The sequence below is a fragment of the Streptomyces sp. NPDC059092 genome, from assembly GCF_042756365.1.
Taxonomy (GTDB): domain Bacteria; phylum Actinomycetota; class Actinomycetes; order Streptomycetales; family Streptomycetaceae; genus Streptomyces.
The window spans coordinates 92,785-113,988 of the sequence record NZ_JBHZEJ010000012.1 but is presented as its reverse complement, the minus strand read 5'-3'; the positions used below and the strand labels follow the sequence as shown (position 1 = coordinate 113,988).

Sequence of the window (21,204 nt, the reverse complement as noted above, 5' to 3'; positions counted from 1 at the left end):
GACCACATGCCCAGCACCTACGACACCGCGGCTCAGAGACCCGGGCCGGGTGGTGGCGGAGACGCGGACGCGGAGGACGGGGGGCGTCCGGCCGTCGCGCTCGACCTCCCCGACACGGCGGAGGCCCTGACCCGCTACCGGGCCCGCGCCGGCACCTGGGCGCGCGTCGGGCCGACGCTGCTGGCCGGCGTCGCGGTCATCGCGCTGGCCGCCCGGGGCCGCGGGCTGACCTGGCCCGAGGAGGTGCTGCCGTCCCTGTGCGGGTTCGCCCTCTTCACGACCGGGCTCGGCCTGGGCGCCCGGCGACTCGCCCGCCGGATGAGGAACCGCCTGGTGGCGGCGGAGTGGACATCCTGCGCCGCCATCTCCGTACCGCGCGGGCTGCACGGCGGGACGGTGGTCCTGCGCGACCCGGTCACCGGTGATCTGTGGCCGCTGGCCGTGATCGCCGTACAGCAGCGCTACCAGCTCGTCGAGCCGGGCCCCGGCGGGGTGCTGTGGTGGTGCGGCGATCCCAGGACCGGCGGAGTGATCGCGCCGCCGGGCGGTGCGGAGCTGGTCTGGACGCGGGCGGTACGGGGGGAACGGGCGCGGCGCAGGAACGTACGGGTGGCGGTGGAGCGCGGGTTGCTGGAACGGCCGGTTCCGCGACGGCCGCAACCCGGCACACCCGCAGCGTCCGTATCCCCCGGACCGTCCGCCACGGATTCGGCCATTCCTTCCGCGCTCACCGCCTCCCGGCGCCGCCGGGGCCTCTTCCGCTGGGTCCTGCTCGTCGGCGCGATCGCGCTCGGCGTGGGCATCGCCTCCTTCGAGGCCTCGGAGAAGGACCCGCACATCGACCTGACCGTGATCGACGAGCGCTCCGACGGTCTCTGCTCCGTGCGGTGGACCGAGCCGTGGAGCGGCACGGAACGCCAGGGCACGTACCACTGCGACCCGGACCGCGATCCGCTCCTCCACGACTGGGAGTCGGGGTGGCTGGTCTCGTACGGTCCGTGGAAGGGCGAGCTGTACGACGCCGAGGAGCGCGGCACGATCGCCAACACCGTGAACGGCGTGGTGACCCTGACCGGGATGGCGCTCACCCTGGCCGGCCTGGCCGGGGGCGCCGTCCGGCTGCTGCGACGGCGGAACGAGCTGCCGTGGAGCGGCGGAGGAGCCCGGGGAGGCGACCGTACGACCCTGGCGCCCTTCTCCACGCCGTCCCCCGCGGTGCCGCGCCCGCGTACGCCCGTCAGCCTCGCCAAGGCCTCCGACCGCCTGGCCCGCGCGGACCTTCACGCCCCGCTCGCCTTCACGTACGGGGTCCTGGCCGCCGAGGCGCGCCGGGTCGTCCCCCGGTCCGCGAGCCACCGGTTCCGTCCCGACCTCGATGTCCGGGCGGTGCCGTGGTGGCGGGTGCGGACGCTGCGCGAGCTGAGTTCGCTGACCGCCGTCCTCCAGAGCCTCGGTGCCGCGGCCGGCGTGGGGGTGCTGTGGCTGATCCCGGGTGACGAGATGCCGTGGATGACCCTGCTGGTGGGCGGGGCCTGCACGGCGACGGGGCTGACGGCGCTGTTCCGGCTGGTGCGGCGGGACCTGCCGACGGTGCGCACGCTGGTGCGGGCGGCTCTCGCCCCGGTGCCCGTGCCCAAGCGGTACGTCCTGCTGGACGATCCGTACGGCGCCGGGCCCGTGCTGCTGTTCTTCCCCGCCCACGGTGGCGACGACGACCTGCCGGAGGCGCTGCTCGGCGTACTGGCGCCCGGCACGTCCCGCCGCCCGTGGCTCGGGCTGCCCGCCCCCACCGGCGAGGCGGAGCTGCGCGGCTGGCTGGACCCGGCCCCGGCCGTCGTGCCCTGGATCGAGGACCGGGCGATGTGGCCCCGGCATCCGTACGAGGAGATCAACCCGAACGACCCCGGGACCCGCGCTTACCTGGAGCTGCTCGCCCCGAACGCCACCGCCGCCACCTCCGACGGGGCGGACGCCGCGCCTTAGGCCCGCTCCGCCCTGCGCTGCTCCTGGAGCGCCCGCCAGCGGTCCATCATGGTCACCAGTTCCTCCTGCACGAACGCGAAGAACTCGACCGTCTCCGCCAGCCGCGCCCCCGCCGGGGTGTCCCGCCCCAGCGACTCCGCGCCGTCGCGCAGGGCGTTCTCCCAGCGGACGAGCACGGCGTCGCGCTGCGCGAACGTCGTGTACCAGACCTCGTTGTGCACCCGGTAGCGGTCCCGCCGGGAGCCCGGGTCGCGCTCCCGCCCGGCCAGGCCGACCTGGACGAGGTAGCGGATCGCGCCCGATACGGCGGCGGGGCTGATGCCGAGCCGTTCGCTCAGCTCCGCCGAGGTCAGGGACGCGTCGTCCGAGGAGAGGAGGGCGGCGAAGACCCGGGAAGCCGTCCGCTGCATACCGGCCTCGGTCATCTCGGCCGCGAACCGCTCGACGAAGCGGCTCACCGCCTCCGGGTCCCGCGACGGGCTGTTCTCGTGCATCGCCTGCTCGTCTCCCCTGCTGTCCGCCGCGGCGTCCGGGCCTCGCGCCCCGCGTCCGCGTCTCGCCTCCGCGCCCACGCTCCGATCCTAACGCGGCTTTTTTACACTTCCTTAACTTCACAACTTTGTGAAAGTAGCGTACGTTCCGAATCATGGCGAAGGTAATCAGCGTCGCAGGACTGCACAAGTCGTTCGGCCGGACGCACGCGCTGGACGGTCTCGACCTCACCGTCGAGAGCGGCGAGGTGCACGGCTTCCTCGGCCCCAACGGAGCCGGGAAGTCCACCACCATCCGGGTCCTCCTCGGACTCCTGCGCGCCGACTCCGGCGCGGCCCGGCTCCTCGGCCGGGACCCGTGGCGGGACGCGGTCGAACTGCACCGGCGCGTGGCGTACGTCCCCGGAGACGTGACGCTGTGGCGCAACCTCTCCGGCGGCGAGGTCATCGACCTGTACGGACGGCTGCGCGGGGGAATCGACGCGCGGCGGCGGGCCGCGCTCGTCGAGCGGTTCGAACTGGACCCGGCCAAGAAGGGACGTACGTACTCCAAGGGCAACCGCCAGAAGGTCGCCCTGGTCGCGGCGTTCGCCTCGGACGTGGACGTACTGATCCTCGACGAGCCGACCTCCGGGCTCGACCCGCTGATGGAGGAGGTCTTCCAGAGCTGCGTCGCCGAGGAGCGCGACCGGGGCAGGACCGTCCTCCTCTCCAGCCATGTGCTGAGCGAGGTCGAGGCGTTGTGCGACCGGGTGTCGATCATCCGCAAGGGCGTGACCGTCGAGTCGGGTTCGCTGGCCGAGCTGCGCCACCTCACCCGTACGAGCGTGAGCGCGGAGCTGGCCGGACCGCCCGCCGGGCTCGACCGGCTGCCCGGGGTGTACGACCTCGACGTCCAGGGGCTGCGGGTACGGCTCCAGGTCGACACCGACAAGCTGGACGCCGTGCTCCGGTGCCTGTCCGGGGCCGGGGTCCGCTCGCTGAGCAGTACGCCGCCGACGCTGGAGGAGCTGTTCCTCCGCCACTACGCGCCGGACGCGGCCGAAGGGACCGATGGGTCCGATGCGGCGGGCGCCCTGCCGAAGCCGGTGGCGTCATGACCGCCGGCGCCGCCACCGGCCCCTCGCGCGCCCTGCCCGCGGCCCGGACCGGCGGCTCCCGCCCGTTCGCCGGCACCGGCCCGCTGCTCCGCCTCGCGCTGCGCCGCGACCGGATCCTCCTCCCGGTCTGGGTGCTGGTCCTCGGCGGCTCCTTCCTGTCCGTCGCCCGCTCCCTCGGCTCGCTGGCGGGTACGGCGGCCGAACGCGCCGACCTCGCACGCTCCCTCGCGTCCAACGGCTCGCTGCGCGCCCTGTACGGACCCGTCTTCAGCGACTCGATCGGCGGGCTCACCACCGTACGGATGACCGCGTTCGGCACCGCGCTCGCCGCCGTGCTGAGCCTGACCGTCGTCGTACGGCACACGCGGGAGGAAGAGGAGACCGGCCGCCAGGACATGCTCTCCGCCGGAGTGGTCGGGCGCCGCGCGCCGCTGACCGCGGCGCTGCTCACGGCCCTGATCGCCCATACCGCGCTGGCACTGGTGATCACGTCGGGACTGGCCGGGGCCACCGGCGACCTGACCGGCTCGCTCGCCCTCGGCCTCGCGGTCGCCGGGGTCGGCGCGCTCTTCGCGTGCACCGCCGCGATCGCCGCGCAGCTCACCGGGAACGCGCGGCTCGCGAAGGGCCTCACGGCCGCGGTCATCGGCGCCGCGTTCGTCCTCAAGGCGGCGGGCGACGCCGCGACCGCCGACGGCTCCTCGCCTCTGACCTGGCTCTCCCCGCTGGGCTGGGCCGAGCACGTACGCGCCTTCGCCGACGCACGCTGGTGGGTGCTGCTCCTGATCCTGGCCGCCGTCGCGGTCCAGGCGGTCCTCGCGTACGCCCTCGCCGGCCGGCGCGACATCGGTATGAGCTTCCTGCCGGCGCGGCCCGGCCCCACGGTGGGCCGGCTCGCCACGGCGGGCGGGCTGGCGTGGCGGCTCCAGCGCGGCAGCGTGTTCGGCTGGGGCGCCGGGTTCCTGCTCAGCGGGATCATGTTCGGCGGGATCACGGACGGCGCGGCGCAGCTGGTCGGCGACAACGCACGGACCCGCGAGATCATCCAGCGGATGGGCGGCGAACAAGGACTGACGGACGCGTTCCTCGCAGCTATGGTGAGCCTGCTCGGCATGGTGGCCGCGCTGTACGCGGTCTCCTCCGTCCTCCGGCTGGGCGCCGAGGAGACCGGCGGCCGGGCCGAACCGGTCCTCGCGGGCGCGGTCGGCCGCCTGCGCTGGGCCGCCGGCCACCTGCTGATCGCCTTCGGCGGCGCCGTACTGATCATGCTGCTCGGCGGGGTGGGCCTCTTCCTGGGCTACGGCCACGACCTGACCGGAATCCTCGGCGCCGCGCTGGTCCAACTGCCCGCGATCTGGCTGCTGGGCGGAGTGGCGGTGCTGCTGTACGGGGCGTTCCCGAGGGCGGTCGCGGCGGCATGGGCGGCGAGCGGCCTGGCCCTGGCCCTCGGCTGGCTCGGCCCGGCGCTCGGTCTCCCGCAGGCCCTGATGAATCTGTCGCCCTTCGGCCACCTCCCGAAACTGCCGGGCCCGGAGATGGCGTGGCCGCCGGTGCTCGCCCTGACGGGGCTGGCGGTGGCGCTGGCGGCAGCGGGACTGGCGGGGCTGCGGCGGCGGGATGTGCTGACCTGAGCCGGGCCGGACCGGGCGCGTATGTCATGACGGGCCGGTTCCGTCCACAGGCTGTGGACAGAACCGGCCCGCGCACGTCAGGAGAGGAAATCCGTCAGACCTTCGGTGTCGAGTTCGATGGAGACGGGTTCGGGGAGCAGAATCTTCTTACCCAAGTCCGCCACGTGACGATGGCCGTAACCATCCACCGTCGGATCGCTGTGCACGGTGACCGTGCAGTGGTCGCGATCGACCAGCAAATAGATCGGGATTCCGGCCGCGGCGTAGGCGGAGGGCTTCTCCTTACGGTCCCGCCGATCGGTGTCCCAGTCGTACGACGTCACTTCGACCACCATCAGCACGCGTGACGCGTCACTCCAGTCCCCCTGGCCGAGGAAAGTCTTTCTCGGCGCGAGAATCGCATCCGGTTTGGCCCGGCCTTTGCGATATGCCCCGACTTCGATACCGAGCTCGCCTCCGGCGTACAGCCACACATCGGGCCGGGCTTGAATGCAACGCTCCTGCAGCCACCGGATGATCTCCGAGTGATCGCCGCCCGTCATGCCCTTGATTCCGATCCGTCCGTTGATGAACTCCAACCTGACGGCGTCGGACTCCCGCTCGACGAGCTTGGCAATCCTTTCGAATTCCTCGACGGACATCTGCTGAATCGCGCGCTCTGCCATAACTGTCATGGTGCACCTCCTGTCAGGCGGACACCAGCATGACCGGCCCGCGCGCAGCCGAAACGGTCCTTCCCGATCCGATCACCCTCGTGAGTGATCAAATGACGAGTACTCGCCACCATGCCCCGCCCTGGGCCCCGCCCCCGGCGTCACCTCACCCCGGCGTCACCAGCCGCGCCTCGTACGCGAACACCGCCGCCTGCGTCCGGTCGCGCAGCCCCAGCTTCACCAGGATCCGGCTGACATGCGTCTTGATCGTGGACTCCGCGACCACCAGGTGCTCCGCGATCTCCGCGTTGGACAGGCCCTGCGCGATCAGGACCAGGACCTCCGTCTCGCGCTCCGTGAGGTCCCCGATCCGGGCCATCGCCGGTCCGCGCGGGGTGTCCGAGAGCTTGGAGAACTCCGTGATCAGGCGGCGCGTGACCGTCGGGGCCAGCAGCGCCTCGCCGGCAGCCACCACCCGTACCCCGTCCGCGAGCTGCCGCGCCGAGGCGTCCTTCAGGAGGAAGCCGGAGGCGCCGGCGCGCAGCGCCTGGTACACGTACTCGTCCAGGTCGAACGTGGTCAGGATCAGCACCTTCGCGGTGGCGTCGGCCGCGACGATCTCGCGGGTCGCCTCGATGCCGTTCAGCTCGGGCATCCGGATGTCCATCAGGACGACGTCGGGGCGGAGCACCGCCACCTGCCGGACCGCCTCGTGGCCGTTCACCGCCTCGCCGATCACCTCGATGTCCGGCATCGCGTTCAGCAGCACCGAGAAGCCCTCGCGGACCATCACCTGATCGTCGACGATCAGCACCCTGATGGTCACGACGCGTCCCCGTCCCGCACGGCGGCCACCGGAATGAAGGCCGCGACCTCGTAGCCGCCGTCCTCCGTGAGGTCCGCGGTCATCTCACCGTTCAGCATCGTGACACGCTCCCGCATGCCGGTGACCCCGTGCCCCGCCCCCGGCGACGGCTTGACCAGGCCGCGCGGCGGTGTGTTGACGATGCGCAGGCCCAGGCCGCCGAGCACATAAGCGATCTCGACGCGCGCGGTCGACCCGGGCGCGTGACGCAGCGCGTTGCTCAGCGCCTCCTGGACGATGCGGTACGCCGACAGCTCCACGCCCTGCGGCAGCTCGCGCACCGCGCCGGTGACCGTCTTCTCCACGGTGAGGCCGGCCGCGCGGACGTTGTCGATCAGGCCGTCGAGTTCGGCGAGCGTGGGCTGCGGGGCGTCGGGCGCCTCGTAGTCGTCCGCCCGTACGACACCGAGGATGCGGCGCAGCTCGGTCAGGGCGGAGACGGCGTTCTCGCGGATCGTGAGGAACGCCTGCTCCAGCTCGGGCGGCGGGTTCTCCACCCGGTACGGCGCGGCCTCGGCCTGGATGGCGACCACCGACATGTGGTGGGCGACCACGTCGTGCAGCTCGCGGGCGATGGTGGTGCGTTCCTCCAGCAGCGTGCGCCGGCCGCGCTCGACGGCGGTGACGGTCTGCTGCGCGGCGACCTCCTGGTCCGCCGTGCGGCGGACCTGGAGCATGCTCACGAGCAGCAGGACGAGCGCGGAGGCGAAGAGCATCGGGACGGAGGTGGAGCTGCCGAAGCCGTAGTAGAGGCGGGTCAGGAAGACCTCGGAGAACGCGGCGTACGCGGCGGTCGTCGCCCACATCCAGGCGGCGGTGCGCGGGGTGGTGCGGATGGCCACCAGCGTCATCACGAGGAGGTAACCGGCGAAGGAGGTGGGCGTCCAGGGCCAGTCGTGATGGGTGAAGACGTTGGTGACGAGGGTGACTCCCAGCGCGGCCCACCAGGCGAGGACGGGCCTGACCAGGGTCAGCAGGAGCGGGAACACCGACAGGAGCCCGAGCGCGCCGGCGCCGCCGGCGTCGACGGAGACGGTGAATATCATCAGCGCCGCGGCGACGATGAGGGCGTGCGGGGCCCACCCCACGACCTCGCGTATCCGCTCGGGCAGTCGGCCGGTGAAGCGGCTGTCCATCCGCATGGGCGGCAGCGGGCGGTAGTCGAGGGCGCTGTCGAAGAGGTCTTGGCGGAGGCCGCCGTAGGCACCCCTGGCCACGCGGAGCTCGTTGTCCTGGGGCTTCGCGGATTTGGTTTCGGTCACTTTTCCACGGTAGAGGGACGCACCGGGCCCGGGCGTCACCAGCGAAGCGGATCCTTGTCCGTCCGTCCCAGGTACTACGAGGGTGCCCCCGGGCCGCCGGGTGAGCCGGGCGGCGCCGCGCGCTCACCACGCGAGCTGAGCGATCTCCTCCGCGACCACCGCGCACGCGTCCGCCGCCGGGTCCACTAGGGGGAAGTGCCCGACATCCTCCAGCAGCGTCAGCCCCACCAGTTCGCCGGCCAGGCCCGCCGCCTCCACGTACGCCTCGGAGACCTCGTACGGCACGGTGAGGTCCACTCGTCCCTGCACCACCGTCGTCGCGATGCCCGTCGGCAGCAGCGCCGCCGGGTCCGCGTTCTCCCTGCGCTGCTTGAACTCCGCCTCGCCGCCGAGCAGTTGGAGCACCGCTCCGCCGCACACCGCCAGCTCGACCGCGCGTGTGAGGTCCGCGATCGGCGCCAGCGCGACGACCCCGCGCAGCGGCGGCGCCTGCGGCAGCCGCCAGGGCGAGCCCTCGGGCAGCACATGCCGGGCCGCCGCCCAGAGCGCGAGGTGGCCGCCCGCGGAGTGCCCGGTCACCACTGTGCGCCGTACGTCGGCCTGCGGCAGCGCGGCGGCGGCGAGCGCGGGCAGGGCGTCCAGGGCGGCGGCCACGTCGTCGAACGTCTCGGGCCAGCGCCCCGCCACCGGGGCGTCGCCGTCATCGGGAGAGCCCGCCCCGCGCCGGTACTCGACGTTGGCGACGGCGAAGCCGCGCCGGGCCAGGAAGTCCGCGAACGGGGTGAGGTGCCACCGGTCGTACGGTGCGCGCCACGCGCCGCCGTGCAGGACGACGACGAGCGGCACCCGTTCCTGGTTGCCGCGGGGGGCGTAGAAGTCGATCACCTGATCAGGGTGTTCGCCGTACGCGGCGGTGGCGTCGGGCCGGACGACCGGGCGGGCGAGGACCGATTCGGTCTCTGCGGCGTCACGAGCGACGGCGTCGTGCGCGGCGGGGTCCGGCATCTTGCTCCAACCTTTCGGTACGAGGGGCGAATTGACCTGATCAGCGGGGACGCTATCAGCCCCACGGGCGTCGCCGTCACCGCCGACCGGGCGGCACCCGCCCCGGCACCGCGGCCAGCACCTCGCCGAGCACCCGCGCCGCCCGCTCCGCGTCCGCGAAGCCCACGTACAGCGGGGTGAAACCGAAGCGCAGCACGTCCGGCCCGCGCAGGTCCCCGACCACCCCGCGGGCGATCAGCCCGTCCATCACCGCGGGCGCCTCCGCGCACCGCAGGGCGATCTGGCTGCCGCGCTCCGCGTGCGCGGCGGGGGTCAGCGAACTCACCCGGCCCGGCGGGGCGTACGCGGCCACGCACTCCAGGAAGAAGTCGGTCAGCGCCAGGCTCTTCGCCCGCACGTCCGCCATCCGCACGTCCGCCCAGACGTCGAGCGCCGCGTCCAGCGCCAGCATGGAGAGGATGTCGGGGGTGCCGACCCGGCCCCGTACCGCACCGTCCGCCGCCTCGAAACCGGCGGCCATCGCGAACGGGTCGGCGTGCGCGTTCCATCCCGGCAGCGGGGAGTCGAAGCCGGCCTGATGGCGCTCGGCCACATAGAGGAAGGCGGGCGAACCGGGCCCGCCGTTCAGGTACTTGTACGTGCAGCCCACCGCGAGGTCCACCCCGTGCGCGTCCAGTCCGACCGGCAGCGCGCCCGCGCTGTGGCAGAGGTCCCAGACGGCGAGCGCCCCGGCCGCGTGCGCGGCGGCGGTGATCCCGGGGAGGTCGTGGAGGCGCCCGGTACGGAAGTCGACGTGGTTGACGAGTACGGCGGCGGTACGGGGACCGAGCGCGGCGGGCATCTCGGCCGGGGCGAGCGGCACGATCCGCCGGCCGGTCATCCGGGCGGCGGAACGCGCGATGTAGCCGTCCGTGGGGAAGGTCGTGGCGTCGACCAGCACTTCCGTACGGCCCTCGGCGGCCGTACGGTCCTGGCCATCGGTACGGTCCTGGCCGGCCGTACGGTCCTGGCCGGCCAGGCGTACGGCGGCCACCACCGCCTTGAAGACATTCACACTGGTCGAGTCCCCGACCACGATCTGCCCGGGGCCGGCGCCGACGAGCGGGGCTATCCGGTCGCCGATCCGCTCGGGCGCGGTCCACCAACCACCCTCGGTCCAGGAACGGATGCCCAGCTCGCCCCACTGACGGGTCATCACATCCCTCAGCCGCTCGGGGACATGGCGGGGAAGCGCGCCCAGCGAGTTCCCGTCGAGATAGACGGACCCTTCGTTGAGGGCGAACAGGTCACGCAGCGGGGCGAGTCCGTCGGCGGCGTCGAGGGACGCGGCCCGCGCGGCGAGCCCGGGGTACATGGACGTCTCGGGGGATTTCCCGCTCGTCGCCGCGGACTCGGCCGCCTCCCACGGCTCAGACATGGCTGCGCGCCGTCCACAGCTCGGGGAACACGTTCTTGGTGGCGCGTTTCTCCAGCCAGGCGACGCCCGCGGAGCCACCCGTACCGGTCTTGGAGCCCATCGCGCGCCGGGTCGCCACCAGGTGGTCGTTGCGCCAGCGCCACACCAGCTCGGCGACGTCGGTCAACACCTCGCCGAGAGCGGCGAGTTCCGTGTGACCTTCCGGATCCCCGTAGATCCGGGTCCACGCCTCCTCGACCTCGGGCACCGGCTCGTACCGCCGCGCGAGATCGCGGCCGAGCACCGCGTCAGGCACCGGCAGCCCGCGCCGGGCGAGCAGCCGCACCACCTCGTCGTACAGACTCGGCTCCTGGAGCGCCTTCTCCAGCTCGGCGTGGACGCGCGGCGCGCCCCGGTGCGGGACGAGCATCGACGCGGACTTCTCACCGAGCAGGAACTCCATGCGCCGGTACATCGCGGACTGGAAGCCGGAGCCCTCGCCGAGCGCGCCGCGGTACGCGTTGAACTGCGCGGGCGTCAGCCGGGCGAGCGGCTGCCAGGAGGCGTTGAGCGCCTCCAGCTCGCGCGCGGAGCGCCGCAGCGCGTCGATCGCGACCTGTGTACGGTCCTCGCGCAGCGCGCGGGAGGCCGTCTCCCACTCGTGGACGATGACGGTGAACCACAACTCCATGACCTGGGTGGTGACGAGGAAGACCATCTCGCCGGGGTCGTCGGAGCGCAGGTGCTGCAAGTGGGTGAGGACGTCCGCCTGGACGTAGTCCTCGTACGGGGTGGTCCCGGCGAAGTCCAGGTTCGGGGCCTCCGAACCGGCTCCGGGGACATCGGGGGTGTGCGACATCGCTGTCTCCTCGACATGTGCCGGGTAGCGGTCCGCCCCTTTCCGTCTGTGGCTACGGAGCTCCGGTCCCCTCCCGGCATCATAATCCGGGCCCCCGCCACCGTGCCGCCCCGTGAACCCGTGAACCCGTGGACCCGTGGACCCGTGGACCCGTACGGGCGTTCCGGGGCCGCCCGCTCGGCTCAGACGGCCGGGCCCTCGACGTACGTCCCGTCCTCGTCGTACGGCCAGGCGTTGGACCGGCAGCCGTCGAGCCCCTTGATCTGCTGCATCATCACCGGGGCCGGCTCGCCGGGCCCGGCGCAGCCCAGGTGCTGCTGGAGGCCGATCTCATGGCCGACCTCGTGGTTGATGATGAGGTGCCGGTACTCGGTGGGCGGCCCGTCGAACGTCGGCGAGCCCAGCAGCCAGCGGCGCAGATTGACCACGACGCCCTCGACGGTCTCGCAGTTCAGCTCGCCGCCCGTGTTCAGCCCGTAGGCGAGGCAGAGTTTGTCGGCGGTGGCCGGGGTGGCGATACGGACGACGAAGTCGGCGTTCGAGGAGACGAGCTGGAACCTGCCCCGGTCGTGCGCGGCCCAGCCCTGCGGGTGGGCGAGGATCTTCTCGATCTCGGCGGCGGCGTCGGCGGCGGAGACGTCGACCCCGTTCTCGACCTGCACGCTGTAGCGGCGCAGCGGCCCGGAGCCGACGGGGTCGCCCTGCGACTGCGCGGTGGTGAAGGTGCCGGGGCCGGAGGCCGGGACCTCGGGCGGGGCCGTGGGCGTCGGGTCCGAGTCCTCGGGGCTCGGCGTCGTCCGCGGTTCCGGCTCCGCCTCTGCCTCCGCTCCAGGGGAGGACGCCGCCGGCGAGGCGCCGCCCTTGGCGCCGTCCTGCGCGTCCGCCTCCGCCCGGGTGCCCGGCCAGGAGGCGACGACGGCGCCGCCGATGATCACGACGGCGAGCGCGATCCCCGCCGCCACCAGGGGGCGGATCGGGCCGCGCCCGCGGCCGTAACGGTCCGTGCCCCCGCCGCCACCGCCGCCGCCACCGGAGGCGGACGTTCTACGACGTCCCGGACGGATGGCGGCGCGCTTGCCCAAAACGGATGTCTCCCTGATCGAACCCGGCCACAGTCGATACCGGTAGCGATATTCGCCCACCTAAGCGAAGGCCCACGCCCTGAGAGACGGGCGGGGCCTTCGAAGGGTTCCTTTACGAAACACTCATCGTGGGGTTCAGGACACGACGTGGCTCAAAAAGCACCATCAGAGGGAGACCGGCACCCTGAGATACGGCGCGCGACCTGCTTCGACTCAGTCCGGGAGCGGCCGGGACCCAGCCGTTTTCAGCCGAGCGTGTCCGCCGCGAGCGGCGACGAGTCGCGCAGGAACGTCGCGCAGCGCTCGTATTCCGCCTCCTCGCCGATCGCCTGCGCGGCGCGGGCGAGCGCGTGCAGGGCGCGCAGGAAGCCGCGGTTCGGCTCGTGCTCCCACGGCACCGGGCCGTGGCCCTTCCAGCCACTGCGCCGCAGCGCGTCGAGCCCGCGGTGGTAGCCGGTCCTGGCGTAGGCGTACGACTCGACGACCCGCCCGTTCTCGTACGCACCGTCGGCGAGCTGCGCCCAGGCCAGCGACGAGGTCGGGTACTTCGCGGCGACGTCGGTGGGCGGCGTGCCGTTCGCGAGCAGCTCACGCGGCTCGGGATCGTCGGGCAGTTCGGTGGGGGGCGGTCCCCCCAGAAGGTTTTCGTGGATACCCATGCCTACAGTCTGCCTTGCCGCACCCGGCCGAGGACCACCGGAACCGGGCCCTCGGGCGTCCCGGCCGGCCCGCCCGCCGTGCTCAGCCCCCGACCCCGCTCAGCCCACGTCCCCCGTCCCGCTCAGCCCGCCCTGCTCAGCCCGCCCTGCTCAGCCCACCCCGCCGCGCTCCCCCGGCCGGTCCGTCTCCAGCGGCGGTGTCAGCCCGCAGTTGACCCGGCACTCCGGCTCCGGCCGCCCGGCCGCCTCGCGCCCCGGCGACCGTACCGTCGCCCAGGCGATCAGCCCGCCCACCACCAGCACCCCGGCCAGCATCGGCATCGCCCGCCGGAACGCGGCGTCGAACTCCGTCGCCGAGCGGTACACCTCCGGCTTCATGCCCGCCAGCAGCGGCAGCGCGGCCACCGCGATCAGGCCGGCCGCGCGGGCCGCCGCGTTGTTGATGCCGCTGGCCAGCCCGGCCCGCGCGATGTCGACCGAGGCGAGGACCGTCGCCGTCAGCGGCGCGACCAGCGTCACCATGCCCATCCCCAGCACCACCAGGGCCGGCAGCACATCCGTCAGGTAGTCGGCGTGCGGGCCCACGCGCAACATCAGCACCATGCCCGCGGCGCACAGCAGCGGCCCCACCGTGAGCGGCAGCCGGGGCCCGATCCGCTGCGCCAGCGCGCCGGAGCGCGCGGAGAGCAGCAGCATCAGCACCGTCGTCGGCAGCAGGGCCGCGCCGGCGCGCAGCGCCGAGTACCCGGCGACGACCTGGAGCTGGAGCGAGGCGAGGAAGAAGAAGCCGCCGAACGCCGCGTACACGCACAGCGTCACCACGTTCACCGAGGTGAACAGCCGGGACCTGAAGATCGACGGCGGCAGCATCGGCTCGGCGCGGCGCTGTTCCACCCGTACGAAGGCCACCGCGACCAGCACCCCCGCCACCCCCGGCCAGACCGTCCTGGCGATGAGCGCGTACGTGACCAGCGCCAGCGACGCCGCGCCGAGCACCGCGCCCAGCACGTCGAACTTCCCGCGCGCCGCCGGATCCCGGGTCTCCGGTACGTGGCGCAGCGCCACCGGTACGCACACGGCGGCCAGCGGCACATTGATCAGGAACACCCAGCGCCAGCCGGGCCCGTCCACCAGCCAGCCGCCGAGGAACGGCCCGATCGCCGCCCCCACGCCGCCGAGCCCCGACCACAGGCCGACGGCGCGCGCCCGGTCGTCCGGGTGGAAGCTCGCCTGGATGATCGCGAGCGAGCCGGGTACGAGCAGCGCGCCGCCCACGCCCTGGAGGGCGCGGGCCGCGATCAGGATGGCGACGTTCGGCGCGATCCCGCAGAGCAGCGACCCGAGTGCGAACCACACCACGCCGACGACGAAGACGCGCCGCCGCCCGTACCGGTCGCCCAGCGACCCGCCGAGCAGGATCAGCCCGGCCAGCGTGACCATGTAGGCGTTGACGGTCCACTGGAGCGCCGCGAGATCCGCGTTGAGGGAGTCCCCGATGTGCGGCAGCGCGACATTGACGACGGTGGAGTCCAGCAGGGCCATGCTCGAACCGAGCACCGTCGTCAGAATGACCCAGCGTCCCCGGGCCGAGGACAGCCTGATGTCCATACGGGGATCATCCCCGCAGCACCCCCGGACGGCGACCCGGCGTCTGCCGCGCGTGGGCCGTGCGTGGGTGGGGCGCGCGCCGGGCACCCACCGGACGCGCCTCACACGGACGTCGGGCGGACGTCGGGCGGACGTCGGACATGCGTCGGGCCCGGCACCGTCGCGTACGGTGCCGGGCCCGAAGCGCCCTGAACCTACTTGAGCTTGGTGCCGGTGGAGCGCAGCGCGGCGCACGCCTCGGTGACGCGCTTCGCCATGCCGGCCTCGGCCAGCTTGCCCCAGGTGCGCGGGTCGTACGTCTTCTTCGAGCCGACCTCGCCGTCGACCTTCAGCACGCCGTCGTAGTTGCGCAGCACGTGGTCCGCGACCGGCCGCGTGAAGGCGTACTGCGTGTCGGTGTCGAGGTTCATCTTGACGACGCCGTTCTCCAGCGCCGTGGCGATCTCCTCGGCCGTGGAGCCGGAGCCGCCGTGGAAGACGAAGTCGAACGGCTGGCTGCCGACGGCCTTGCCGTACTTGGCGCCGACGCCCTCCTGGAGGTCCTTGAGCAGCTCGGGACGGAGCACGACGTTGCCCGGCTTGTAGACGCCGTGGACGTTGCCGAAGGACGCGGCCAGCAGGTAGCGGCCCTTCTCGCCCAGGCCGAGGGCCTCGGCCGTACGCAGCGCGTCGTCGACGGTCGTGTACAGCTCGTCGTTGATCTCGTGGGTGACGCCGTCCTCCTCACCGCCGGTCGGGGTGATCTCGACCTCAAGGATGATCCTGGCGGCGGCGGCCTGGGCGAGCAGCTCCTCACCGATGGACAGGTTGTCCGCCAGCGTCTCGGCGGAGCCGTCCCACATGTGCGACTGGAAGAGCGGGTTCCGGCCGGCCTTCACGCGCTCGGCGGAGACGTCGAGCAGCGGACGGACATAGCTGTCGAGCTTGTCCTTGGGGCAGTGGTCGGTGTGCAGCGCGACGGTGATGTCGTACTTGGCGGCGACGATGTGCGCGAACTCGGCCAGCGCGACCGCACCGGTCACCATGTCCTTGTTGTACTGGCCGCCCAGGAACTCAGCGCCACCGGTCGACATCTGGATGATGCCGTCGCTCTCGGCCTCCGCGAAGCCGCGCAGCGCGGCGTGCAGGGTCTGGGAGGAGGTCACGTTGATGGCCGGGTAGGCGAACTTGCCTGCCTTCGCCCGGTCCAGCATCTCGGCGTAGACCTCGGGGGTTGCGATGGGCATCGGGCCGCTCCTTGTGATGTGCGGGTGTGAGGTGCTTGTCCCTGACCTGGGGGCGACATCGTCGTCGGCCCCATCTTTCCAGACTCTCCCGGGAGGTCCACGGTGAGTATCGCGGTGCGTACCGCACACGCCTCTGTCGGCCGTTTCACGTGAAACGGCCGACAGCCGCCGTAGTCGGCGGGAAACCGCAGGTCAGAGCCCCAGCTCGTCGAGTGCGTAGACGTTGAGGTAGGGCAGCCCGGCCGCCTCGACGGCCGGGGCCGCGCCACGCTCCACGATGACGGCGACGGCGACGACCTCGCCGCCGGCCTCCCGTACCGCCTCGACGGCCGTCAGCGGAGAGCCGCCGGTGGTCGAGGTGTCCTCGACCACCAGGCAGCGACGGCCCTTGACGTCCGTGCCCTCGATCCGGCGCTGGAGGCCGTGCGCCTTCTGCGTCTTGCGGACGACGAACGCGTCGAGCCGCTGCCCGCGCGCGGCGGAGGCGTGCAGCATCGATGTCGCCACCGGGTCGGCGCCCAGCGTCAGCCCGCCCACGCAGTCGAAGTCCAGCTCGGCGGTGGCGTCCAGCATGACCTGACCGACCAGCGGCGCCGCGTGACCGTCCAGCGTGATCCGGCGCAGGTCGATGTACCAGTCGGCCTCAAGCCCCGAGGAGAGGGTCACCTTGCCGTGGACCACGGCCTTGTCCTTGATCAGTTGGAGCAGCTCAGCCCGTACGTCAGTCATGCCCATGAGCTTAAGCCGTCCCTCCCCGGGCCTCAGAGCCGTCGCCACTGCCAGGTGGTGACCATCTCCAGCGGCTCCAGCGGGGTGACCAGCCGGGGCGCGCCGTTCAGCCCGTTCGGCGGGCCGGACTGCGGCTCGACACAGACCGCCTCGGCCTGCTCGTCGTAGATCACGGCCCATTCGGCGGGGCTCGTCACCTTGAGTTCGAGCTGACCGGGCCAGGTCAGCGTGGCGGCCACCCCGTCCGGCATGCCGAAGCAGTCGTCCCAGGGGCCGGGGCGCGGCGGGATCCGGCGGCCGGTGGGGAGGTGGTCGGAGCCGCGCTCCTCCTGCCAGTCGGCGGCGAAGTCGAGCTTCACACCGCCGCCCTCCGCCGTGCCCTCCCCCAGCTCCCCGCCCGCGAGGGAACGGAGGAACCAGGGGTGCCAGCCCGCCTGCGCGGGGAAGGACGTGTCGTACGTCTCCACCCCGAGCCGGAGGGTCAGCGAGTCCGGGGCCAGCTCCACGATCTGCGTCACCAGCCCGCTGTACGGCCAGGGCTCCACCAGGTCGTACGTGAACGCCGCCTCGCTCTCGCCCACCCGCGCGGTGCGCCAGGCCGTGTCCCGGCCGGTGCCGTGGATGGCGTGCGGCGGGGAGTTCAGGGGCATCTGGTGGAGCACCCCGCCGTTGCGGAACTGTCCGTGCTCGATCCGGCCGCACCACGGCACCATCGGGAAGCAGCCGTACCGCTCCCCTTGGCGCAGCAGTTCCGTCCCGCCGATGCGCAGACTGCTGATCCGGCAGCCGTTCGCCGGAGTGATGGTCAACTCGGCGTCGCCCGCCGCCAGTCGGATGCTCTCTTCGCTGCTACTCACACTCCGACACTACTTGCGCCGCCGCAGCGCGCGGCCGACCACCACGGCGGAGGCGAGCGCGAGTGCGGCGGCGGGCGCGATCCAGCGGAGCGTGCCACCCCCCTCGGCGGCATCGGGAGCGGGCACCGGGGCGTACCGGCCACGCGGCGGGGCGTGATCGACCTCCTCGGCGCTGCGCCCGATCATGGTCCGCCTGGCGTGCGCGGCCTCGGCGGGCGGCTCCTCGAAAGGAACGTCGGGGATACGGAAGTCACCCTCACCCGAGGTGGTCGCACCATCGAGCGAGGACGGCGGCACCTCGACGTCGAAGACGGAGGCCGCGTCATCGGCGTCCGCGTCGGGGTCCGCGCCCGAGCCCGCGTCGGGGGCGGGGTCGGGGTCGGCCGACGAGCCACTGTCCGCGTCCGAGCCGGCGTCCGCGTCCGCGTCCGAGCCGGCGTCGGCGTCGGAGGCACCCTCCGAGCCGGTGCCCGCGTCCGAGGCGGGCTCCGCATCGGCAGCGGGTGCGGTGGTGGCGTCCGAAGGCCCGGCATCCGACCCGCCCGCGTCGCGCTCCCCGACCCCGGCCTCAGCCCCGTCCTCAGCCCCGGAACCGCCCTTCCCCGTACCGGAGTCCTCGGTACCGGAGTCCCCGGAGCCGGAGTCCCCGGAGCCGGCCCGGCCAGGGTCCTCCGCAGCCGACTCGTCCCCCAGGCGCGCGACGAAGCGGTCCAGCAGCCGCTGCCCCGCCGCCGTCACCGTCCCGGCGTCCAGCTCGGCCAGTCGGCCGTCCGCACGCGCGCCGCCGGTGAACGCGACGGTCGTACCGCCAGGGGTGTCCGTCAGCCCGATCGTGAGGGTGAGCTTGGCGGAGCCGGAACCCCGGACCTCCGTGCCGGCCGCCTCGACCTCGAACCGCCCGTCCCGTTCGGCGAGCGTCAGCGCGCCGCGGTAGGTGATCGTATGGCCGCCGACGCGGACCTTGAGCCGCCCGGAGAGCGGCCCGGCCGACGCGTCGGCGTCCTGTTGGAGTCCTGGTACACACCGGGCGACCCGGGCGGGGTCCCGCAGCGTCTGCCGAAGGGTCTCTGCCGAAACCGGAACGAACACCTCATGCTCCATGGAAGCCGAGCCTACTCAGAGGTCGCCGCCGAGGCAGCCCCTTTGCCCCACACCATGCACAACGCCCCCACATCACGCCTCTCTCCCCTCCGCCTCTTCTGGCTGTCACCCTCACACCCGCGCACCCGCGCACCCGCACGCACGTCCCCACGCGCCCCGCCCCTCCCCCGCTACCCGCCGTACCGCGGATGCACCAGCGTCGACGGCGGCAGCCCCGGCACCCTCGTACGCTCCACCCCCCTCTGCCCCGCCGCCGGCAGCCCCTGCGCCGACGACCGGAGCCGCGGCGCGTCCGGCGCCAGCCCGAGCGCGGGCCGCGCGCCCACCTCCGCGAGCTCGAACCCCCAGTCGCTCATCTCCGGTCTGCCGTCCTTCGCCCGGTCGGGCCCCGCCGCGAAGCCGGAAGGGCCGCCCCTGGCGCGGTAGGGCGTCGTACCGAAGCCGGCGGCGCGCAGGGTCGCGTCCACCGTCCAGTACATCCGCGGGTCGGTCGCGGGCGATCCCGCGTGCACCGCCAGCCGTCCGCCCTTCGAGAGGACGTGCGAGGCCAGCCCGTAGAACTCCTCCGAGTAGAGCTTCGTACTGGCGGTGATGCCGGGGTTGGGGAGGTCCGAGATGACCACGTCGTACGCGCCCGCCCCGGCCCGCTCCGCCTCCCGTAACCAGGTGAACGCGTCCGCCGACACCTCCCGCAGCCGCGGGTCGTCGTACGCGTGCCCGTTCAGCTCCGCCAGCGCGGGGTCCGTACGCGCGAGCCCGACGACGCCCGGGTCCAGCTCGACCAGGGTGACCGCCCGGACGTCCCGGTAGCGCAGGACCTCCCGCGCGGCCAGCCCGTCGCCCCCGCCGAGGATCAGCACGCGCGCGTGGGGTCCGCGCATCGCGGGGTGCACCAGCGCCTCGTGGTACCGGAACTCGTCGCGCCCGCTGACCCGCAGCCGCCCGTCCAGATACAGCTCCAGCGACTCGCCCCCCGCGCCCGCGCCCGTGAGCACCACTTCCTGGATGTCGGTGTGCAGGGCGACCCGCACCCCGTCGCCGTAGAGCGCGCGCCGCGCCGCCCGTTCGAAGTCGTCGACCTCGACCGCCGCCGTGGCCAGCACGGCGAGCACCACCACGTTCACCGCGACCAGCACCCGGCGCGACCGCCGCGTCAGATCGCGCCCGAAGAGCCACAGGACGAGTGCGGCGCCCGCCACCGCGTTGACGGCGCCCGTCACCAGCGCGCCCGTGAGCTGGCCGAGCCAGGGCAGCAGCAGGAACGGGAAGGCGAGCCCACCGACGAGCGCGCCCACGTAGTCCGCCGCGAACAGGTCGGCGACCGTCCCCTCCGCGTCCTGCCGGGAGAACCGCTGGATCAGCGTCATCAGCAGCGGGATCTCGGCCCCGATGAGCACACCGATGGCCAGCGAGAAGCCCACCAGCGCGTACCGCGACTCCCCCACCCACACGAAGCTCATGTACAGCACGAGCGCCGAACAGCCGCCCAGCAGCGCCAGCGCCGCCTCCAGCAGCCCGAAACCGAAGGCCGCCCGGCAGCGCAGCCGCTTCGCGAGCAGCGAGCCGACGCCCATCGCGAAGACCATCACCGAGAGGACCACGGACGCCTGGGTGACGGAGTCCCCGATCAGATACGAGGCGAGCGCGACCAGCTCCAGCTCATACACCAGTCCGCACGCGGCGCACACGAAGACGACGGCGAGAATCGTGAACCGTCCCGCACCCGCGCGCACGGGCAGCCGTGTCTCACCCTGGGGCGGCGAGGACACGGGTTGCTGAATCACGCACGTAACGCTACGTCACGAATTGATTTCGGTTTGTCACCCACACGGCTGAATTCCCCGCACCGCAGGCATACGGACCCTGATACGTGTCCGGGTGACCACCAGGCGCCCCTCCTGGGGGTACGCGTGCCAGGTGCGCCAGCGGACATGGCTCTCGTCGCGCTGCGCGAGCATCGCGGTGAAGGCGTTCGGGGCCCCCGGGAACGTCCCCGCTAGGCCGTTCGGGTGATCGGAGACCAGGGCGAGCAGTTCTTGCGCGCGGCCGGCGAACGAATTGCGCGAGAGCGTCTCGACGCGCGCGGCGAATTCGTACTCCCATTCCCCGAGGCGCTTGGACACGCCGAGCGGCAGTGGCGTGCTACTGCCCGGGATACAGGCGACGGTCTCGGAGCACGCGCCTCCAGGCTCCTCAAGAATCACCTGATGGGAGGCGCCGAGCAGTCTCAACTGGAGCCCGGCACCGGCGAGATCGAGATCCAGGACGGCCAGGGCGGGAACCGGTTCCCGGCCCAACTCCCAGGCCAGATCGGCCGCTCGGGTGTCGGTGTAGGCGGTATTGAGGGTGGTGAGCATGGGTGGGCTCCGCAAACACGCTTGACGGGTGGACCGGGGATGTCCCGGACGAAGAGCTACGGAACTCGTGGAGGAGATCGCCCGCTCGGCGCCATATCAGGTCCGAGGGCTGGAAGCTCTCAAGAGGGAGGGAATCACGAAGTACGCGACGCTCACAGCGTTTTTACCCAACTTGACGGGGTTTCCATCCCCTCGGGGGCTGTGCAGTTCACCTGTTCAACCGGACTGCGCGCGGTCCGCCCGACTGTGCGTGTGCCGCCGGATTATGCGTGACCGGGCGGACTATGACGGGGCGCCACAACAGGTCGGAGCGACGGGGCGGGCGGACATGCGGAACGGT

19 protein-coding genes are annotated in these 21,204 nt (G+C 72.9%); 3 read left to right on the top strand and 16 right to left on the bottom strand.

Annotated elements, in window-relative coordinates:
* Positions 1–6: 6 nt before the first annotated feature.
* Positions 7–1,983, top strand: coding sequence for a hypothetical protein (locus ACFXPL_RS10530; RefSeq protein WP_384915706.1), 1,977 nt, complete (start codon positions 7–9; stop codon positions 1,981–1,983).
* Here ACFXPL_RS10530 and ACFXPL_RS10525 read toward each other — a convergent pair.
* Entirely contained in the window at positions 1,980–2,477 is a 498-nt protein-coding gene (locus ACFXPL_RS10525; RefSeq protein WP_384915703.1) for a GbsR/MarR family transcriptional regulator, read from the bottom strand. The genes ACFXPL_RS10530 and ACFXPL_RS10525 overlap by 4 nt on opposite strands.
* Before the next feature lie 152 nt (positions 2,478–2,629).
* Here ACFXPL_RS10525 and ACFXPL_RS10520 point away from each other — a divergent pair, with 152 nt between their 5' ends.
* A complete protein-coding gene (locus ACFXPL_RS10520) occupies positions 2,630–3,574 on the top strand; it encodes an ATP-binding cassette domain-containing protein (protein WP_384915700.1) in 945 nt (314 codons plus the stop codon).
* Positions 3,571–5,205, top strand: coding sequence for an ABC transporter permease (locus ACFXPL_RS10515; protein ID WP_384915697.1), 1,635 nt, complete (start codon positions 3,571–3,573; stop codon positions 5,203–5,205). The genes ACFXPL_RS10520 and ACFXPL_RS10515 overlap by 4 nt, the downstream gene beginning before the upstream one ends.
* A 77-nt stretch (positions 5,206–5,282) precedes the next feature.
* Here the strand turns inward: ACFXPL_RS10515 and ACFXPL_RS10510 are convergent, their stop codons facing one another.
* The 15 genes from ACFXPL_RS10510 to ACFXPL_RS10440 form a co-directional block, all read right to left on the bottom strand.
* The gene (locus tag ACFXPL_RS10510; protein WP_384915694.1) at positions 5,283–5,879 is read right to left on the bottom strand and encodes a Uma2 family endonuclease; all 597 of its coding nucleotides are present in this window, start codon (positions 5,877–5,879) and stop codon (positions 5,283–5,285) included.
* 145 nt (positions 5,880–6,024) lie between these two features.
* Positions 6,025–6,684, bottom strand: a complete 660-nt coding sequence (locus ACFXPL_RS10505; RefSeq protein ID WP_384915691.1) for a response regulator — start codon at positions 6,682–6,684, stop codon at positions 6,025–6,027.
* Positions 6,681–7,985 carry a sensor histidine kinase gene (locus ACFXPL_RS10500; protein ID WP_384915688.1) on the bottom strand — a complete coding sequence of 435 codons (1,305 nt, stop codon included), beginning with the start codon at positions 7,983–7,985 and terminating at the stop codon, positions 6,681–6,683. The genes ACFXPL_RS10505 and ACFXPL_RS10500 overlap by 4 nt, the downstream gene beginning before the upstream one ends.
* A 123-nt stretch (positions 7,986–8,108) precedes the next feature.
* Positions 8,109–8,990 carry an alpha/beta hydrolase gene (locus ACFXPL_RS10495; RefSeq protein ID WP_384915685.1) on the bottom strand — a complete coding sequence of 294 codons (882 nt, stop codon included), beginning with the start codon at positions 8,988–8,990 and terminating at the stop codon, positions 8,109–8,111.
* A 76-nt stretch (positions 8,991–9,066) separates the two neighbouring features.
* Entirely contained in the window at positions 9,067–10,344 is a 1,278-nt protein-coding gene (gene kynU / locus ACFXPL_RS10490) for a kynureninase (protein WP_384915784.1), read from the bottom strand.
* A 55-nt stretch (positions 10,345–10,399) separates the two neighbouring features.
* Entirely contained in the window at positions 10,400–11,245 is an 846-nt protein-coding gene (locus ACFXPL_RS10485) for a tryptophan 2,3-dioxygenase family protein (protein WP_384915682.1), read from the bottom strand.
* Between the two features lie 182 nt (positions 11,246–11,427).
* Positions 11,428–12,327 carry a DUF3152 domain-containing protein gene (locus ACFXPL_RS10480; RefSeq protein WP_384915679.1) on the bottom strand — a complete coding sequence of 300 codons (900 nt, stop codon included), beginning with the start codon at positions 12,325–12,327 and terminating at the stop codon, positions 11,428–11,430.
* A 245-nt stretch (positions 12,328–12,572) separates the two neighbouring features.
* A complete protein-coding gene (locus ACFXPL_RS10475; RefSeq protein ID WP_384915676.1) occupies positions 12,573–12,986 on the bottom strand; it encodes a DUF3151 domain-containing protein in 414 nt (137 codons plus the stop codon).
* 150 nt (positions 12,987–13,136) lie between these two features.
* A complete protein-coding gene (locus ACFXPL_RS10470) occupies positions 13,137–14,594 on the bottom strand; it encodes an MFS transporter (RefSeq protein WP_384915673.1) in 1,458 nt (485 codons plus the stop codon).
* 194 nt (positions 14,595–14,788) lie between these two features.
* Entirely contained in the window at positions 14,789–15,820 is a 1,032-nt protein-coding gene (fbaA, locus tag ACFXPL_RS10465; RefSeq protein ID WP_384915671.1) for a class II fructose-bisphosphate aldolase, read from the bottom strand.
* A 192-nt stretch (positions 15,821–16,012) separates the two neighbouring features.
* On the bottom strand, positions 16,013–16,549 hold the full coding sequence (gene pyrE / locus ACFXPL_RS10460; RefSeq protein WP_384915669.1) for an orotate phosphoribosyltransferase: 537 nt from the start codon (positions 16,547–16,549) through the stop codon (positions 16,013–16,015).
* A 32-nt stretch (positions 16,550–16,581) separates the two neighbouring features.
* Positions 16,582–17,406, bottom strand: coding sequence for an aldose 1-epimerase (locus tag ACFXPL_RS10455; protein WP_384915667.1), 825 nt, complete (start codon positions 17,404–17,406; stop codon positions 16,582–16,584).
* 9 nt (positions 17,407–17,415) lie between these two features.
* The gene (locus tag ACFXPL_RS10450) at positions 17,416–18,507 is read right to left on the bottom strand and encodes an SRPBCC family protein (RefSeq protein ID WP_384915664.1); all 1,092 of its coding nucleotides are present in this window, start codon (positions 18,505–18,507) and stop codon (positions 17,416–17,418) included.
* A 170-nt stretch (positions 18,508–18,677) separates the two neighbouring features.
* Positions 18,678–20,291, bottom strand: coding sequence for a polyamine aminopropyltransferase (locus tag ACFXPL_RS10445; RefSeq protein WP_384915661.1), 1,614 nt, complete (start codon positions 20,289–20,291; stop codon positions 18,678–18,680).
* A 36-nt stretch (positions 20,292–20,327) separates the two neighbouring features.
* Complete coding sequence (locus ACFXPL_RS10440; protein WP_384915658.1) at positions 20,328–20,864, bottom strand: DUF2617 family protein; 537 nt, start codon at positions 20,862–20,864, stop codon at positions 20,328–20,330.
* Positions 20,865–21,204 lie beyond the last annotated feature (340 nt).

Bases quoted from the DNA above. Each gene is read 5' to 3' on its own strand.
- ACFXPL_RS10530 (WP_384915706.1), top strand. From the start codon at position 7: ATGCCCAGCACCTACGACACCGCGGCTCAGAGACCCGGGCCGGGTGGT.
- ACFXPL_RS10525 (WP_384915703.1), bottom strand. From the start codon at position 2,477: ATGCACGAGAACAGCCCGTCGCGGGACCCGGAGGCGGTGAGCCGCTTC.
- ACFXPL_RS10520 (WP_384915700.1), top strand. From the start codon at position 2,630: ATGGCGAAGGTAATCAGCGTCGCAGGACTGCACAAGTCGTTCGGCCGG.
- ACFXPL_RS10515 (WP_384915697.1), top strand. From the start codon at position 3,571: ATGACCGCCGGCGCCGCCACCGGCCCCTCGCGCGCCCTGCCCGCGGCC.
- ACFXPL_RS10510 (WP_384915694.1), bottom strand. From the start codon at position 5,879: ATGACAGTTATGGCAGAGCGCGCGATTCAGCAGATGTCCGTCGAGGAA.
- ACFXPL_RS10495 (WP_384915685.1), bottom strand. From the start codon at position 8,990: ATGCCGGACCCCGCCGCGCACGACGCCGTCGCTCGTGACGCCGCAGAG.
- kynU (WP_384915784.1), bottom strand. From the start codon at position 10,344: ATGTACCCCGGGCTCGCCGCGCGGGCCGCGTCCCTCGACGCCGCCGAC.
- ACFXPL_RS10485 (WP_384915682.1), bottom strand. From the start codon at position 11,245: ATGTCGCACACCCCCGATGTCCCCGGAGCCGGTTCGGAGGCCCCGAAC.
- ACFXPL_RS10475 (WP_384915676.1), bottom strand. From the start codon at position 12,986: ATGGGTATCCACGAAAACCTTCTGGGGGGACCGCCCCCCACCGAACTG.
- ACFXPL_RS10470 (WP_384915673.1), bottom strand. From the start codon at position 14,594: ATGGACATCAGGCTGTCCTCGGCCCGGGGACGCTGGGTCATTCTGACG.
- fbaA (WP_384915671.1), bottom strand. From the start codon at position 15,820: ATGCCCATCGCAACCCCCGAGGTCTACGCCGAGATGCTGGACCGGGCG.
- pyrE (WP_384915669.1), bottom strand. From the start codon at position 16,549: ATGACTGACGTACGGGCTGAGCTGCTCCAACTGATCAAGGACAAGGCC.
- ACFXPL_RS10450 (WP_384915664.1), bottom strand. From the start codon at position 18,507: ATGGAGCATGAGGTGTTCGTTCCGGTTTCGGCAGAGACCCTTCGGCAG.
- ACFXPL_RS10440 (WP_384915658.1), bottom strand. From the start codon at position 20,864: ATGCTCACCACCCTCAATACCGCCTACACCGACACCCGAGCGGCCGAT.